Genomic DNA, 16,707 nt, shown 5'->3' on the forward strand with positions numbered 1-16,707 from the left:
CCTCATGTTCGACACGCACGTAAATCTCCACGCAGAGGCCTTCGAAGACGACCGCGAGGAGGTTCTGGCCCGAGCGCGCCAAGCCGGCGTAAAGCGCTTCCTCGCGATCTGTGACCGTTTCGACAATTACGAGACGGTGAAGGCAATCGCGGACGCCAATGAGGACATCTGGAACACGGCCGGCGTTCATCCGCACCATGCCAAGGATTTCCCGGACCTGACGGTCGAGGCACTTCTGACCGCTGCTGCCGACCCCAAAACCGTTGCGATAGGGGAGACGGGCCTCGACTTCCATTACGGGTATTCCGCAGAACAGGACCAGGTCGCAAATTTTCGCCGTCATATAGATGCGGCGCGCCGGTCAGGCTTGCCGCTTGTCGTTCACACACGGGAAGCAGACGAAATGACGGCCGATCTGCTCGAAAGCGAATACAAGAACGGTTCGTTCCGTATTCTTTTGCACTGTTATACGGGTGGGCAGGACCTTGCAGACCGCGGCGTCGCGCTCGGCGCCTATTTCTCGGTCTCAGGCATTCTCTCTTTCAAGAGCGCCAAGGATGTCCGCTCAGTTGTATCGACGGTGCCGCTCGACCGGGTCATCCTGGAAACCGATTGTCCTTATCTCGCGCCAGTACCTTACCGGGGTCGCCGTAATGAGCCGGCCTATCTGCCACATGTCGCGGATGCTCTGGCAGAGTTGCACAATATGTCTCGCGAAGAAATAGCATCTATTTGTGAACATAATGCTCTGCAATTATTCAATAAAATACCATCATGACAGGTCAGGGCCGCTTTACATTTCTTGGGACGGGGTCATCCGGCGGCGTACCACGTGTCGGGAATGACTGGGGCGACTGCGACCCGGCTGAGCCGCGCAACAGGCGGCGCCGGTGTTGCGCGCTCGTCGATGCCGGGCCAGTTGAGACACCAGACGAGTGCACACGCATTCTCATCGATTCCTCGCCTGAGCTGCGCGACCAGTTGCTTGACGCAGAGGTCAAGCATCTCGACGCGCTGGTCTATACACATGACCATGCAGACCAGTCGCACGGGATCGATGATGTTCGCGCGCTGGCGCTTCGCATGCGGCGACGTGTGCCGACCTATCTCGATGCACGGACAGCCAGCACGCTGACAGAGCGGTTCGGCTACTGTTTTGAAGGCCATGGCGGCTACCCGCCCATCCTGGACAGGCAGGCCGACATCGTGCCGCTGGAGCCGTTCACGATCAGCGGAGAGGGCGGTCCGGTGACCTTTTTGCCTGTCGAACAGATGCACGGCAGGATCATGAGCCTCGGATTTCGAATGGGCAATCTTGCCTATTGCAATGACCTCCATGATTTCCCGCCAGAGAGCCTCAAGGCTATAGCAGGGGTCGACATCATTGTTCTGGACGCGCTGCGCTATACAGAACATCCAAGCCATGCCCATCTGGACCGTGCGCTGGGTTGGATCGAGGAGATCGCACCGCGCGAAGCATGGCTGACGAATCTTCACATCGACATGGACTATCAGACGCTCTGCAAAGAGCTTCCGACGCATATCCGGCCGGCCTATGATGGCCTCTCCATCGATTTCACGCTCTGAACCGTATGTCGTAATTTCCCATAATATAGATTATGCGATCTTTGTTAGTTTGGACGAAGCCACTCCCTGACGCTGCCGTGCGCGGGATTTTAGTATATCGCGATCGCTGCCTGTCTCAGGCAATTCCGCTGGCTGTCCAGAACACGTTTGGCGAGCCAAGCTGAAAAACCTGGCACTCCCCTATTGTGCGCGAGGCCGCAAGCACGCCAGAAGGTTAACCGGATATCCGTACGACAAATCACACGCTGAATGGAGCTTCCCCGTTTTGACGACCTCCAACACTTCCCAATTCGACCGCTTGAAATCGATCATGGCGCAGCTGCGCAATCCCGATGGTGGTTGCCCATGGGATCTTGAGCAGAGTTTCGAGACGATTGCCCCCTACACGATCGAGGAAGCCTATGAGGTCGCCGATGCGATCGAGCGGCGCGACTACAGCGATCTCAAGGAAGAACTCGGCGATCTGTTGCTGCAGGTGGTTTTCCACAGCCAGATTGCGTCGGAGACCGGGCTCTTCAGCGTCGAGGATGTGGCCCGGAGTATAAATGACAAGATGGTGCGCCGGCATCCGCACGTCTTCGGAGACGCAGACGAACGCGACGCCGACACACAGACCGAAGCCTGGGAGGCAATCAAGGCGCGCGAACGCGCCGAGAAAGGCAAGTCCGATGAGGACACATCTGCACTAGCCGGTGTGGCGAACGCCCTCCCTGCGCTCATGCGCGCCGAAAAGATCCAGAAGCGCGCCGCGCGAACGGGCTTCGACTGGACTGACGCCAAGGATATTCTTCTGAAGCTAGAAGAGGAATCCGGCGAGGTTCGCGAGGCGATAGATAGCGGCGATATCGATGACATTGAGGACGAGATCGGCGACCTGCTCTTCGTCTCAGCTAATCTTGCGCGACGCTTCAAGCTGGATCCCGAAATTGCGCTCAGGAAAGCAAATGCGAAGTTCGAACGCCGCTTTCGTGCCATGGAAGCCCTAGCGGCGGGGCGCGGGCAGGTTTTCAGCGATCTGTCGCTGGATCAGCAAGGCGCGCTCTGGGATGAGGTAAAGACCCAGGAATAAACGGCCTTCCGAGCGGCAAGCAAGCGATGCTAGTTCGGTTCAACCCCTGGTGCTGAAGGAATAAACTCTGCATCCGGCATGGGCGGCGCTGGCGGTGTCTTTCCCGGGTCAACCGGAATGCTGTCGGGAATGGACGTGTCGGCCGGGTTCTCGAATATCCGCCTCAGGACGCCAGGCGTCACCGCCGATAGCGGATTGACCGCGACCTGCGCCCGGTTGAGCGTTCCGCGAACCGAATAGGTCAGCGAGAAGATGCCCTCGCCCTCGCGGCCAACGAAAAGATCGCCGATCACCGGCACGCCGCCGAGCATGGAATTCATTCCGAAACTTGGAACCAGCACACCGCTGAGACGGATTTCATCGCTCTCCTGCTCGTACCAGCCATTCAAGGTAAGACCCAGCGCAGGGCCATTGGCACGTGCGCCTTCGATCACGAAACGGCCCGATTGCATGGCGACGGGCACGTCGATATCGCTGAAAAGCACCCCTTCCCCGCTAAGCGTGTCGGCGAGCCCTCTGAGGGATGCCAAGGACAACACCTGCGTCAGGAATGGCGCGTCACGCATGCGCACATCGTTCAGTCTGAGCGACAGTCGCGCTGGATCAGTCCCCCGCGCAAGGTCGCCAGTGAGCCGAAGCGAGCCGCCCGTCAGAAAGTCCTGGCGCAGCAAGGCCCGCATGAAGAAGCCTGCATCATCGCTGTCGAGACTGATCTTTGCCGGGTCGTCTGCCGTCGGGCCCGTATACAGCGCGCTCATCTGGCCACCGGTCTCAATCGTGCCGTCGGCGCGCACTTCGCGCACGCCATTTTCGGAGCTCACAAAGGTCAGGCTCGCATCTTCCAGGTCGAGGCCACTTCGCAGGCGCAGCGTATCCAGCTCGGCGCTGAGCGTGATGGGCAGGCTGACACCGGACGCGTTGCTGCCCATGGCGCCGAAATCGCCAAAGAATGCGCTGGCATCGAGAAAGGCCCCGTTTAGCTCGCTGACAAGTTTGCCGTTGGGCTCGCGCCGGATATTGCCGCTGACGTCCATAAACCCGTCAAGAAACGCCTCACGAACGCTCAGGGTCTGGAGTCGCCCTATCTTCGAGAGCACAACATCCCCGTCAAAGCGGGCTTCTTCGCTTACATAGCGAAAAGTGGAGGCATTTGTGTCAGATTTCGCGTCATAGGAGAGTGTCGCTCGCGCCGCTTCACCGACCGGTTTGATGTATCCGATTTCGGATATGTCGACGCGCGATTGCTGGAGCTCAAACCCAACTTCGATTGCCGCCAGGTCGTCTGCTGCCACCTGCGCCTGAAGCTCTACGGGGATGTCTTCAGAAACATAGGCGCGGCCAACAATGCCGAACCGGTTGAGGAAATCGGGAGAGATGAAGGCACTTGCTGAGAGGTCGGCCGTATCGACGTCATCGCCAAATTCATCGCGCCAGGTGAACTGGACCGGCGCCGGGCCGAGGTCCCCAAAGCCGGTCATGACGAGGCGCATATTCTCCAATGCGACATCGACATCGGCGCCTGTGAGATCGAGCCCCGGTAGAACATCGGACAAGGCGGCATCTGTCACCTTGGCGGAAACCTTGATGTCCATATCCTCCATCGGAACATCGTCGAGGGCTGGGCGAAGCATCTCAAAGGTCGCCGTTGCGTTGCCAGAGAACCGTTCCGGATCCAGCGCGCCGTCATTCCCCTCCATGAGCCGTGAGTTCGCGATATTGCGCATCACATTGACCAGCGGCCCCTCGCCTCTTGCGAAGATGCGGGACATCTCGCCCTTCGGGTTGAGCTTTGGAAACTGGACGCTGCCCTCTGTCAGGGTCCAGCCGTCATAATCGCCTTCACTCAGCTGGACCTGGAAACCGTTACCCGTCAGCCGGCCGCTGCCGACGCCATCTGTTACAGGCGGCAGGTCATCAAGGAATTTGACCGCGCCATCTTCAATGAAGAAGCGAACCATCAGATCCTCGTCACGCAGAAACCCCTCGGCAAAACTGTCGGGTTTCAGGTCCAGCCGGTAGTTCGCCGCTGTAACGCGCGCGCTGAGGACGCGGTTCTCTGTGAAATTCCGCGCGCCGGCACCAAGCGTTTCCGGCCAGAATGCCAGCACCTGTTCCTTGGTAATGGTGCCTTCGGCCTCTCCTTCAGAGAGAATGCGGAAGGGTAGCTCCCCTTCTGCGACATCACCTATCGGAGCAAGGTCTGCCGTCCCTTTGAAATCGATGCCACGTGTCGAGACTTCATAATTGTCCAGTACAAGCGCGGTCGTCTCTTCATCCAGGGAGCCGGTCACGCGGACGGCATCGAGCTCCCAGACTTCCGGGAAGTATGGCGTGACGTCGATTTCAAACGCGTCGGACGTCAGATCGAACGCGATCGTATCTTCGCGTTTCACAATGCCCGTGATGCTGCCAGCGATATCCCCGCTGGCGCGTTCGGTGACGACCGCAAGGTCATTCAGCTGAAGCAGGTCTGCGACGGGGTCGTACGCCGCATCGAAGATCAGCGTCTCTATGTCGATCTCTCGGCCTGCAAGTGTCACGCGGCCATCTTCGGCATCGGCGGCAAGGTTGAGCGCTGTAACGCCTTCGCCGTCCTGATATTCGAGGCCTATGATGATATCGGCCGGAAAGCCGCTGATGATCTTGTCTCCAACACCGAAACGTGCGGCGAGGTCCCCCACACTCCAGTTTGTGATGCCAATGCTGAAATTCAGCGCGTCATAAGTGGGCGGCACGGTCAGCTCGGAAGAGACGTCGCCGGGAAGACCTATCCCCTCCCCGCTTCCTGCAAGCTCTACTTCTATACCGCGCTCGGACTCCTCAAACCGGCCATTGGCCTCCTCCATCTGGGCAAGAAGGTCGCCGGAGGCATCGAAGAAGCGAAGCTCCATATTGCGAAACGCGGCCGTCTCGAGCGGGTTTACCGTCCTGTTGGCCTGAAGACCTCTCAAGACGCTTCCAAGGGATGAGTTTGTCAGTTTCAACCAGCCTTCGGGCGTGGTTGGCAGGTCGCGGGCTTCGAACTCCGGCAGAGGCTCGCCTGCAAATGTCCACTCGGTCGGCGAAATGTTGCGCACATCTGCCCAGCCATTACGCAGCTCTGTGCCGATAACTTCGGCCCGGCCAAAGAGCAGCGATCCGGCATCAAGCGTGATCACGGCCTGTTCGGCCTCTCCGGCAAGCTGCCCGTCATTGTCTGCGAGCTTCAGGCCATTTGCCGCGACGATCATGCGGCGGTCCGTCGGCGACCATTGCAGCGTCAGCCGTCCGATGTCGACGTCGCGGCCGTTTCGCGCAGATATCAGGGCATTTTCAACTTCGCCCTTGAAAACATTGAGCTCTACCGGCCCGCGCGAGAGAAGGAACGCAAGTCCAATAGCCCCCGCAATCGCCAGAAGAAGTATCCCGCCGACAATCTCGAATGTAATGACGGCTGCGGTCTGTCGCACCAAGGCCGGTTTGCCTCCTTCAGTTCTGGCTGTAGACCCCTACTAGCTTCTCAATAAAGCAGAAATAGGACGAAACCACGATGTCAGCAGCTCTTTGCGCAGGCGACACCGCCCCAAGACTCCAACTCATCACCACTGATGGCCCGGTTGAGGTCCCTCCCGAGAACGGCCGCGGTCTCATTCTCTTCTTTTACCCGCGGGACAATACGCCTGGCTGCACGACCGAGGCGAAGGCCTTCACCGAACTCAGGGAGGCGTTTGCGCAGAAAGGGTTCGACATCGTCGGCATCTCCCGCGAAGACCTCGCCTCTCATGAGAAGTTCATTGAAAAACAGGCGCTTGGAATACCGCTCGCGGCCGACGATGACGGGTCGGCCTGCGAAGCCTTCGGCGTCTGGAAGGAAAAGAACATGTATGGTCGCAAATTCATGGGCATTGAACGGTCTACATTTGCCATCGGCCCCGATGGCACGATTATTGAATGTTGGCAGAAGGTGCGGGTCAAAGGACATGCAGAGGAAGTTCTGTCTATACTTTGATCTATTCTGCACCTGTTGTGCCCGGGGCGGGGGAAGATTTGGTACAAAATTTTATCAATTCTGAAAAAAATGCGTCCAAACGAGCCATTTACCCTTTTCGCATAGGCTCAAACTGCGTTACACAAGCTCGTGAGGGTGTCGCCGAGGAAGAATCCACGGCAAGTGTAAGAGTTTTTAGAGAGGTTGGCGCGTCGATGACGAAGAAGACGATGAAGGTCAGTGAACTTTTCAGTCGCCTTTTCCCGGAGCGTCAGATTTACCACCGCAGTGGCGGTACCGTCCGTTACTTTACTATATCGCCTCCGCAACAAGCCGTACTGTCCATCGCCATCGCCGCCGTCGTCGGCTGGACACTCTACGCCACCGCAAGTCTCGTCTTTATCCCCGGCAGCACGCTGTCGGCCCAGGGCCAGCAACAGATCGACAAATACGAACGCTGGGTACAGGAGCTGCGCGCCCGTGATGCGCTGTCGCGCTCCCAACTCGTAGAGCGCACCGAAGCTTTCCAGGAAGCGACCGTCAATTTCGAACAGCGCCACCGCACGCTTGAAGTCATGCTGGAGTCGCTCCGCAACGGGGGGGAGCTTGAAGCCTCCGCCCTTCGCGGCAATGGCACCGCCCTTCTCGTAAATGCTTCCATCGACGAAGCCGACCGCAGACAGTCGCGCGCATCCGAGCAGGTTGAAGAAGCGAATGCGACGAATGTCGGTGTTCGCGGCCAGATTGCTGATATCCAGCGCGAACAGCAGGCCTTTCTCGATGAAGTCGAGGACATTGCCATCGAACGCGCAGAAGCTGCCCGCGGCGTTCTGCGTCTGACAGCCGTTGGCACGAACCGGATTGCTGAGAACCGCGAAATGGGCGGCCCTCTTGTCCCATTTGCAAGCCTCGCCTCAGGCAATTTCAACACGCCGGAAGAAGCAATGTTCGCCGAGCGCGTCGCACAGGTCGCCGCGCGGATGGAAGAAGCCCGTTACTATGAGACGGTCATTTCTAACCTTCCACTGGCTGATCCGGTGGGTGTGCCTTCGCGTCTGACCTCTGATTACGGCCTTCGCGTCGATCCTTTCAATCAGCGCCCTGGCTGGCACAATGGTGTCGACGTCGGCGCTTACTGGAACGCGCCAATCACGGCGACGGGCCCCGGCACGATCAGCTTTGCCGGCACAAAGTCCGGTTATGGCCGTCTGGTCGAGGTCGATCACGGCCATGGCTTCAAGTCGCGTTACGCACATTTAAGACGTATCAACGTCGACAAAGGTGATACGGTCGCCATCGGTGATGTTATCGGCGCAATGGGGTCCACGGGCCGCAGCACCGGGCCTCACCTCCATTACGAAGTATGGTTCAACAATAAGCCATATGATCCAGTTGAGTTTCTGAGGGCAGGTAAACATGTTCACCAAGAGTAAAGAGACCTCGAGCGCGTCCAGCTACACGCCGCCCGCAGATACGAGCCGCGCGGCCGCAAGCCGCACGAGCGGTGCCCGTTCCTCGGCAGCCTCCATCATCTGCAACGACATGGAAATCAAAGGGTCGATCAATTCTGAAGGCGCCCTGCATATTGACGGGGTCGTTGAAGGTGACGTGACTGCGGGCGACATCACGATCGGCGCAACCGGCAAGGTGATCGGCGAAGTGAAAGCCGACGCCGTGAAGGTAAAGGGCGAAGTGCTCGGCTCCATCCGGGCTCGCCGCGTTGAGCTTGAAACCGGCGCCCGCGTCGAAGGCGATATTCTTCATGCCTCGCTCAGCATCCAGCCAAACGCGATCTTCGAAGGCCAGGTCAAACATTCAGATGACCCGCTCAAGACGTCTGGTCCAAAGCCTGCGAAGCCATCGAGCAGCGACATGTCCAGCAAGGCGACCAGCACGTCCGACCCAAAGACCTCTTCATCGAGCGCCAGCACGGCGCACAGCACCGCGCTGTCCTGATCGGTCAGAGACGACAAATCAGTTTCAGATAACGGCCACTCTTCACGGGTGGCCGTTTTTCTATGCGTCCTCTTCCTCCGACGCGCCGACCTGATGGGCGAGCGACGCGCTTAGGAAAGCATCGATATCGCCGTCCAGAACGCCCGACGTGTCTGACGTCTCGTGATTGGTGCGGACATCCTTCACGAGCTGATAAGGCTGAAGGACATAGGAGCGGATCTGATGGCCCCAACCAATATCGGACTTGGAGTCGTGGCTGTCCTTCACTGCGTCCCGGCGCCTTTGAAGCTCGACCTCATAAAGCTTTGACCGCAGCATCTCCCAGGCTTTCGCCCGGTTCTGGTGCTGCGACCGACCCGCCTGGCAGGCAACCACGATACCGGTCGGCTCATGCGTCAGGCGAACCGCGGAGTCAGTCTTGTTGACGTGCTGCCCCCCCGCACCGGATGCGCGGTAGGTATCGGTGCGCACATCTGACGGATCAATTTCCACTTCGATGGACTCGTCAATTACGGGAGACACCGTGACCGAGGCAAAGGAGGTGTGCCGCCGGGCCGACGAGTCGTAAGGTGATATCCGGACGAGCCGGTGGACACCGGACTCCGACTTCAGCCAGCCATAGGCGTTCTGGCCCGAAATCAGCAGCGTCGCCGACTTGATTCCGGCCTCTTCGCCGTCATGGGCATCGACTTCCTCGACCTTGTAGCCACTGCTCTCTGACCAGCGGACATACATTCGCCGCAGCATGGCAGCCCAGTCCTGGCTTTCCGTGCCCCCTGCCCCGGCATTGATCTGCATATAGCAATCATTGCCATCGGCCTCGCCTGACAGAAGCGCCTGAAGCTCGGCCTTCGCCGCGCGCTCTCTCAGGCGCTTCATGCTGGCGGCGATATCCTCGATCATTTCGGCGTCGCCATCAGCAAGTTCCAGGAGCTCCCGCCCATCGGCGGTCTCCTGCTGGAGGTCGAGCACGGTCTGAATACTCGTCTCAAGCTGCTGGCGCTCGGCCATCTGCTTGCGGGCATTGTCTGGATCATTCCAGAATTCAGGATGTTCGGAGAGCGCGTTCAGCTCTTCAAGACGTTTTTGGGCGACGTCCCAGTCAAAGACGCCTCCTCAGCAGCTCTGCAGACTGCTCGATTTCATTAATAAGGGTCGTAATCTCAGTGGACATAAGTCTCGTGTCTCTACTTGATCGTGAGGCTGGACGGCATGCACATATTGGGTCGCAGGGTCAATAAATCCCGCCCAAATTCTCGTCCGCGACATCATCTTCCTCAGGCGGATTGTCACCGAAGCCTTCTGCGGAAGGATCGGCCGTATCATTGCCGCCAAACATGCTGGCGCCCTGATTGCCCGAGATGGAGAACCCATCATCCTCGTCAAAGACCGCACCCGGCTCTGTGCCCGGCCGGAAGGCTTCGACAATGACCTCACCCGATCTCGATGTCGGCAGACCGCCGGTATCATGATCGACCGAAACAAGCCGCACACCGGGCGGGATACGGAACGGCATGGCGGGCGCATCCTCGAGCGCTTCTTTCATGAAATTAACGAAGACCGGCAGGGCGACCGAGCCGCCCGCCTCACCATTTCCAAGCGTTCGCGGCTGGTCAAACCCGACCCAGACACCAACGACGAGGTCCGGCGAGAAGCCATAGAAGAGCGCATCGAAATAATCGTTCGTCGTCCCGGTCTTGCCGGCCAGAGGCTTGTTGAGGCTGGCTGCGCGCCGGGCCGTCCCGCGCTCCACCACGCCTTCAAGCATGTGCACGACCTGATAGGCGATCACCGGGTCGATCAGCTGTTCGCGGTCGTCGGCAAGCTCTGGCGGCGTTTCGCCGTCCCAGCTTTCCGAGACGCAGCCTTCGCAGGCGCGCTTGTCATGGCGATAGAGCGTCTGGCCGTGCCGGTCCTGAACACGGTCCAGCAGCGTTGGCGTCACTTCCTTGCCGCCATTGACGAAAGCAGCATAGCCGCGCGCCATCCGCCAGGGCGTGGTGTCACCAGAGCCCAGCGCCATCGCCGGATAGGCTGGCAGATCGTCATAGAGACCGAACCGCTCGGCAAGCTCGGACACATCTTCCATGCCGATATCGACGGCCACACGCGCGGTCACCTGGTTGAAGGAGCGCTCCAGCGCGGTGCGCATGGTCACTTCGCCATAGCTGCGCCCCGCAGAATAGTTCTGAGGCTTCCAGGTCTGGCCCGTTACCTGATCAAAATAGACAAACGGGGAGTCGAGGATTTGCGTCGAAGGCGTATAGCCATTTTCGAGCGCGGCCGCATAGACGAACGGTTTGAAGGCGGACCCTGGTTGACGCATGCCTTGCGTGACCCGGTTGAACGGGCTCTTGAAGAAGGAATAGCCGCCGACCATTGCCAGCACGCGCCCGGTATGCGGATCAAGCGCCACGATGGCGCCCTCGACCGCAGGCACCTGTTTCAAGGTCGCCGTTTCGGAAGGCACCGCAATCCAGTCTTCTTCATTGCGAAGCTCGCCCTCGGCCGGGGCTTCAGCGCCCGGCTTCAGCTCTTCGGTACGCTCGACATCGACGAGAATGACATCGCCGCGCGCAAGACCTTCGCCGCCATCCGGGCGGTCCCAGCTATTTGCCCAGCGGACATCTTCATCCGGAATGCTGGTCGTGCGGCCATCATTGAGCACAATTACCGCGCCCTCGCCGGAGATGTCCCGGACCATGCCGGCTTCCCAGTCACCAAAGCCGGCGGGGCGTTCAACTTCCTGGAGTTGGCCCGCAACATCGCCGGACGCATCCACCGAAGTGAAGGGGCCGCGATAGCCATGGCGGCGGTCATAGGTCTCAAGGCCTGACTGAAGCGCATTCTGGGCGGCAAGCTGCATCTGTGTATCCAGCGTGGTGCGGATCGAAAGCCCGCCGCGCTCAAGCGCTTCTTCGCCATACTCCTCGATAAGGTCGCGGCGAAGCTCCTGAACGAAATAGGTCGCCGCGGCGTATTCGGGGCCACGCAGGCGGTCCACGACTTCAAGCGGCTGGGACTTTGCCTCTTCAGCCTCTTCCTCAGTTATGTAGCCGTCTTCCAGCATACGGTTGAGGACATAGTTGCGGCGGGCCAGAAGACGTTGCGGGCGGCGATAGGGGTTTACCGTCGATGGCGCCTTGGCAAGCGATGCCAGAACGGCCGCTTCCGACAGGCTAAGCTCTGGAAGCGACTTGTTGAAATAGATCAGAGCGGCAGAGCCGACGCCGTAAGCCCGCACGCCAAGATAGATCTCATTGAGATAAAGCTCGAGAATCTGGTCCTTGGTGAAGGTGTTTTCCATGCGGCGTGCAATGATCGCTTCCTTGACCTTGCGCTCGATGCGCTGGTCGCGCGTCAGCAACATGTTCTTGGCGACCTGCTGGGTGATCGTGGACCCGCCCTGCAGGTTGCCATCGCTGCCCGAAAGCTTGATCTGGGCCGAATTGATCGCCCCGCGCAGGATGCCGACATAGTCGAGACCATCATGCTCGAAGAACTTCTTGTCTTCGGCGGCGACGAAGGCCTGGGTTACGTGGTCGGGCATGGATTCGATCGGCACGAAGACCCGGTGCTCTTCGGCAAACTCGGCAATCAGCGTCCCGTCGCCGGCATGAACCCGCGAGGTAATCGGTGGCTCATAGTCGGCAAGACGCTCATGCGATGGCAGGTCCCGCGACAGAGCGGCGACCCAGAGAACCAGCGCGACGAAGCAGAGCGCACCGATGATAAAGATCCCGATCGCCACGCGGCGGGCAAGCTTCCACGTCAGATAACGCTTCCAGACCGACTGTTCACTCATGCGATGTCCGTTCTCGTCTATTGGGCCAGTCTATTAGGCAACTCTATTCGACACGAGAACAGCGCCTCGCAGAACTAGGTGACGAGAGTAAGGCGCGCTGGCGGCAGACGGAAGCCGCGAGCACCTAATTTACTGCAGTATGGCCTGCTGGACGGTCAAAATAGCTATCAATCGCGTTTGCAATGGCCCGCGCGGCGCGGTTTCGCCCGTCGGCAGAGGCCAGACGCGCAGCATCTGCGCGATTCGTCAGAAAGCCGACCTCGACCAGAACAGCCGGAACATCTGGCGCCAGAAGAACGAAGAAGTTCTCCTGGCGGTGACTGTTGCGGACGACCGGCCCTGCCCGGCTGAGTTCCGGGATCAGCAACTCTGCGAAGATCGATGAATTCGTTTTGGTTTCCCGCTTGGTGAGGTCGGTCAGGATGCTCGCCACTTCGCGCGAGGTGCCATCCTCGATCGGCAAATGCCAGCCATGCTTGTTTGCCGTCGGGTCCACCCTGCCCTCGCCGCGTGTATTGAGGGTATAGACGGTCGCCCCGGACACAGAGCGGTTCCCAGCTGCATCGGCATGGATAGAGATAAAGAGATCGGCGCCCCAGTTACGCGCCATGGAGACGCGGTCTTCATGCTCGATATAGGTGTCGTCGTCGCGGGTGAGGAAAACCGAATAACGCCCCGTTGCGTCGAGATAGGTTTTCAGGGCCTGCGCCGTTTTCAGCACAACCACTTTTTCGCGCGTTGCATCTTGCGCAGACGCCCCGGGGTCGCGCCCGCCGTGGCCCGGATCGATGACAATGACGCGTTTGCGTGGCGGCGCTTGCGTTTCTGCAACCTCGAGAGTTTCGCTGACGCCGCCGCCCGCGAAGAAGGCCGCGCGCCGGTCGACATCGATGGAAGCGTCCCTGTCGAACCGGTTGGGCGCAACGCGGACAAGGTCAACGACCAGACGATGGCGCGGATCGCTGCTTGTCGGGCCAACGCTAAGCGCGCGGGAGACGGTCACGGGTTTTTTCAATCTGAAGGCGATCCCGCCCCCGAGGATTTCATAGGATGATACCGCGCCTGTTGGGGGCGGCGTTACGGCCCGGTCAGCAACGCGCGAACCCGGAAAGTCGACAGTAACGAAAAGGTCACCCGCTTCAGACAGAGAGAAGATCCCGTGGTGGATCTCTCCATTCGAGGCAAGTGTGATTCGGGTGTACTCGCCCTCACCCTCGACGCGAATTTCGCTGATTTCGCCCGCCCACGCGCTGACACACAGCCAGACGGAAGCGCAGACAACTAGAATAAAATACCGAACTGAAATGGTCATGGCCCTGTCGAAAGTCGCTGAGTCATTGAGTTTGAAGAATGCATCGGCTTCGTTAATCCAGCGTTTACCGTCAGAGAAGCCACTGCTTATTTCGTACTTCTCTGATTTTTGAGCTTTTCATTAGGTCCAGCTTTCGGCATGCTTCTACAGACCTCTATAAAGGGGCAGAGCCATTTCCGGATGGCGTGTAGACGGGCGTACTTCCCCGCGCATGACATTTTCGGACACGGAACAACCAGCAATGTATCTTATGTCCCAGCAAGCACCGTCGAGACTAGCGCCTAAAGGCGCGCAGACGTGCGGACGCAAGGTATCCCGTTACAACTTAACTGGCGTTCGCCGCAGCACAGGGATGACAACTTCCCGCGCCGCGCCGCCAGATCACAAGGCGATAACCTATGAGCAAATTGATGCTGATCGATGCGGTCCACCCGGAGGAAACCCGGGTCGCGCTCGTATCGGATGGACGCGTAGATGACTTCGATTTCGAAACCACAGGCAAGGAACAGCTAAGAGGCAATATCTACCTCGCCAAGGTGACGCGGGTCGAACCCTCGCTCCAGGCCTGTTTTGTTGAGTATGGCGGCAACCGCCACGGCTTTCTCGCTTTCAACGAAATCCATCCAGACTATTACCAGCTTCCCCAGGCAGACCGCGAAGCGCTGCTTCAGGATGCCGCCCGCGCCGCCGTCGATGATGACGATGACGGTTTTGCAGCTGACGATCCTCATGATGATGACGACGACGCCAGCAGCGATGATGGTGACGGCGACGATAGCGAAAATGAGTCCGATGCTGATGAAGCTGCCTCTGAAGCGGCTGCCGCCAAGCCGCGGCCGCAGGCAAGCTCCAAACGCTACAAGATCCAGGAAGTCATTCGCCGCCGGCAGGTGATGCTGGTCCAGGTGGTCAAGGAAGAGCGCGGCAACAAAGGCGCAGCGCTTACCACTTTCCTGTCGCTGGCCGGCCGCTACAGCGTTCTTATGCCGAATACGCCGCGCGGCGGCGGCATTTCCCGCAAGATTGCGAACGGTGCTGACCGCAAACGGTTGAAGGAAATCATGTCCAGCCTCGACGTGCCGACCGGCATGGGGCTGATCGTGCGCACGGCCGGTGCCAAACGCACCAAGACCGACATCCGCCGCGACTATGAATACCTCCAGAAGCTCTGGGACAATATCCGTGGCCGGACCATGGAATCGATCGCGCCCTGCATCATTCATGAAGAAGGCGGCCTCGTTCACCGCGCCATGCGCGACATGTTCGACAAGGATATCGAGGAAGTCATCATCCAGGGTCAGGCGGCCTATAGAGAGGCAAAAGACCTCTCCAAGATGATCATGCCGACGCAGGCAAAGAAGGTGAAACAGTGGAAATCCGCTGCGCCGCTCTTTGTCTCTGAGGCAGTTGAAGAACAGCTGGACTCCATCTTCTCGCCGACCGTGCAGATGAAGTCGGGCGGCTATCTGGTCATCAACCAGACAGAAGCCCTGGTTGCCGTCGACGTGAACTCTGGCAAGGCGACGAAAGAACGCAATATCGAGCAGACCGCCCTGCGCACCAATCTGGAAGCAGCCGAAGAAGTCTGCCGCCAGATGCGCCTTCGCGATCTCGCCGGCCTCATCGTGATCGATTTCATCGACATGGATGAGAACAAGAACAATCGCGCGGTTGAAAAGAAGCTGAAAGACTGCCTCAAATTCGACCGGGCCCGCGTGCAGAGCGGCAAGATCTCTCAGTTTGGTCTGATGGAAATTTCACGTCAGCGCCGCCGCGCCGGTGTGCTTCAGGCAACATCTGATCCGTGCGATGCATGTGATGGGACAGGCCGGCGCCGGTCGGTTCCGTCTGCAGCGCTCCAGCTCCTTCGCGCGCTGGAAGCGCGCGCCGCAGGTGGCGGACTCGCCTCCATCACTGTCCACGCCCCCACCGACGTGGCGCTCTACCTTCTCAACAATAAGCGCGAAGCGGTTACCGAGATTGAGGACGTCGCCGGCTTTGCGATCTCCATCCAGTCGTCAGAAGAACTCCTTCCCGGCGATTTCCGGATCGATGCCGAGAAGGACCCGAATTACAAATCCCGCCGTGGCCGCAAATCGGACCGTAATCGTCATATCAGCGGCGACGCCGATGACGATCAGCTGCCCGATGAGGGCGACGAAATGGCAGAGGACGATGTCGAGGAAGATGATTCCGAGACTGAGGCTGATGCCGGGTCCGAAGCCGACACGGACGATGATGGCGACAATCAGCAGTCATCGGATGATGGCTCCGACAATGACGACTCGTCAGGCAGCTCACGCAAGCGCAGGCGCCGCGGTCGCCGCGGCGGTCGCCGCAGACGGCGCGAGCCAAACCCTGTCGTGCCACTGGATGGCGGCGCGCTTCTTGATGGCATCGCGCACAGCGTCGCCATGATGATCGATGAGGAGCCACCTGCCCTCCCCGATCCAGATGAAGCCAACCGGTCGAATTCGGCCCAGCCGCAACTTGCCAAGGCTGTCGCGCTTGATGCCATCAAACAGGATGATGGCGACTCGAAGGGCGAAAGCAATTCGAGCGAAGACGATGGCGCAGAGAAGGAAGACAAACCAAAGCCGCGCCGGTCGCGCTCACGCCGCAGTCGTGGTGGACGTCGCCCGTCGCAGAAGGCGAACGCCGAGGCTGAAGGAACGGACGCCAAAGCAGACGATGCGGTAAGCTCGCCAGAGCAAGAGGCGCCATCGAGCGACCAGACCGCTTCCGAACAGCCGACGCAGGACAAGGCCCCTGCCGAAGAGGTCGCAGCGCCAACGCCGGCGCCGAAGGAGCCCGAACCTGTCGCGGCAGCAGCTGATACGGCTAAGGAAACTGAAACACCGGAGGAGCCTTCTGCCGCCGCCGTTTCCGAGCCCGGAAAACCTGTCGCCAGCGAACCCGTTCTCGTCGCCGACGAAAAACAGGCTCCGGCCAAGGAAGAGAAAAAAGAAGAGAAGCCGAAACGGCGTGGCTGGTGGGCCCGCCGTCGCTAA

11 protein-coding genes are annotated in these 16,707 nt (G+C 59.5%); 7 read left to right on the forward strand and 4 right to left on the reverse strand.

Features of this window, described 5'->3' with window-relative positions; all coding sequences use genetic code 11:
* Positions 1-4 precede the first annotated feature (4 nt).
* The 3 genes from F550_RS0104300 to mazG all read left to right on the forward strand — a co-directional run bounded on the left by F550_RS0104300 (position 5) and on the right by mazG (position 2,656).
* A complete protein-coding gene (locus F550_RS0104300) occupies positions 5-778 on the forward strand; it encodes a TatD family hydrolase (RefSeq protein WP_018147298.1) in 774 nt (257 codons plus the stop codon).
* Positions 775-1,587 carry an MBL fold metallo-hydrolase gene (locus tag F550_RS0104305; RefSeq protein WP_018147299.1) on the forward strand — a complete coding sequence of 271 codons (813 nt, stop codon included), beginning with the start codon at positions 775-777 and terminating at the stop codon, positions 1,585-1,587. The genes F550_RS0104300 and F550_RS0104305 overlap by 4 nt, the downstream gene beginning before the upstream one ends.
* 265 nt (positions 1,588-1,852) lie before the next feature.
* A complete protein-coding gene (gene mazG / locus F550_RS0104310) occupies positions 1,853-2,656 on the forward strand; it encodes a nucleoside triphosphate pyrophosphohydrolase (RefSeq protein WP_040500443.1) in 804 nt (267 codons plus the stop codon).
* Between the two features lie 29 nt (positions 2,657-2,685).
* Here mazG and F550_RS0104315 read toward each other — a convergent pair whose 3' ends face one another.
* Entirely contained in the window at positions 2,686-6,105 is a 3,420-nt protein-coding gene (locus F550_RS0104315; RefSeq protein WP_156807814.1) for a YhdP family protein, read from the reverse strand.
* A gap of 80 nt (positions 6,106-6,185) precedes the next feature.
* Between F550_RS0104315 and F550_RS0104320 the strand changes: the two genes are divergently transcribed.
* The 3 genes from F550_RS0104320 to F550_RS0104330 all read left to right on the forward strand — a co-directional run bounded on the left by F550_RS0104320 (position 6,186) and on the right by F550_RS0104330 (position 8,579).
* Entirely contained in the window at positions 6,186-6,644 is a 459-nt protein-coding gene (locus F550_RS0104320; protein ID WP_018147302.1) for a peroxiredoxin, read from the forward strand.
* A 194-nt stretch (positions 6,645-6,838) separates the two neighbouring features.
* Positions 6,839-8,056, forward strand: coding sequence for a peptidoglycan DD-metalloendopeptidase family protein (locus F550_RS0104325; RefSeq protein WP_018147303.1), 1,218 nt, complete (start codon positions 6,839-6,841; stop codon positions 8,054-8,056).
* Positions 8,040-8,579 carry a bactofilin family protein gene (locus F550_RS0104330; RefSeq protein ID WP_018147304.1) on the forward strand — a complete coding sequence of 180 codons (540 nt, stop codon included), beginning with the start codon at positions 8,040-8,042 and terminating at the stop codon, positions 8,577-8,579. Before F550_RS0104325 ends, F550_RS0104330 begins: the two co-directional genes overlap by 17 nt.
* A 60-nt stretch (positions 8,580-8,639) precedes the next feature.
* On the opposite strand, the gene prfB is transcribed toward F550_RS0104330, so the two are convergent.
* The 3 genes from prfB to F550_RS18390 all read right to left on the reverse strand — a co-directional run bounded on the left by prfB (position 8,640) and on the right by F550_RS18390 (position 13,696).
* Positions 8,640-9,753 (reverse strand): peptide chain release factor 2 gene (gene prfB, locus F550_RS0104335; protein WP_156807815.1). Its coding sequence is split into 2 segments (ribosomal slippage): positions 8,640-9,683 and positions 9,685-9,753, totalling 1,113 coding nucleotides; the frame shifts between segments, so codons are not numbered across the junction.
* 60 nt (positions 9,754-9,813) lie between these two features.
* Entirely contained in the window at positions 9,814-12,384 is a 2,571-nt protein-coding gene (locus tag F550_RS0104340) for a penicillin-binding protein 1A (RefSeq protein WP_018147306.1), read from the reverse strand.
* 124 nt (positions 12,385-12,508) lie between these two features.
* Positions 12,509-13,696: an N-acetylmuramoyl-L-alanine amidase gene (locus tag F550_RS18390; protein WP_018147307.1), complete on the reverse strand. Its 1,188-nt coding sequence runs from the start codon at positions 13,694-13,696 to the stop codon at positions 12,509-12,511.
* A 398-nt stretch (positions 13,697-14,094) separates the two neighbouring features.
* Between F550_RS18390 and F550_RS0104350 the strand changes: the two genes are divergently transcribed.
* Positions 14,095-16,707: a ribonuclease E/G gene (locus F550_RS0104350; RefSeq protein WP_018147308.1), complete on the forward strand. Its 2,613-nt coding sequence runs from the start codon at positions 14,095-14,097 to the stop codon at positions 16,705-16,707.

Origin of the sequence: Henriciella marina DSM 19595 (genome assembly GCF_000376805.1) — a bacterium.
In the GTDB taxonomy this organism is placed as follows: Bacteria; Pseudomonadota; Alphaproteobacteria; order Caulobacterales; family Hyphomonadaceae; genus Henriciella; species Henriciella marina.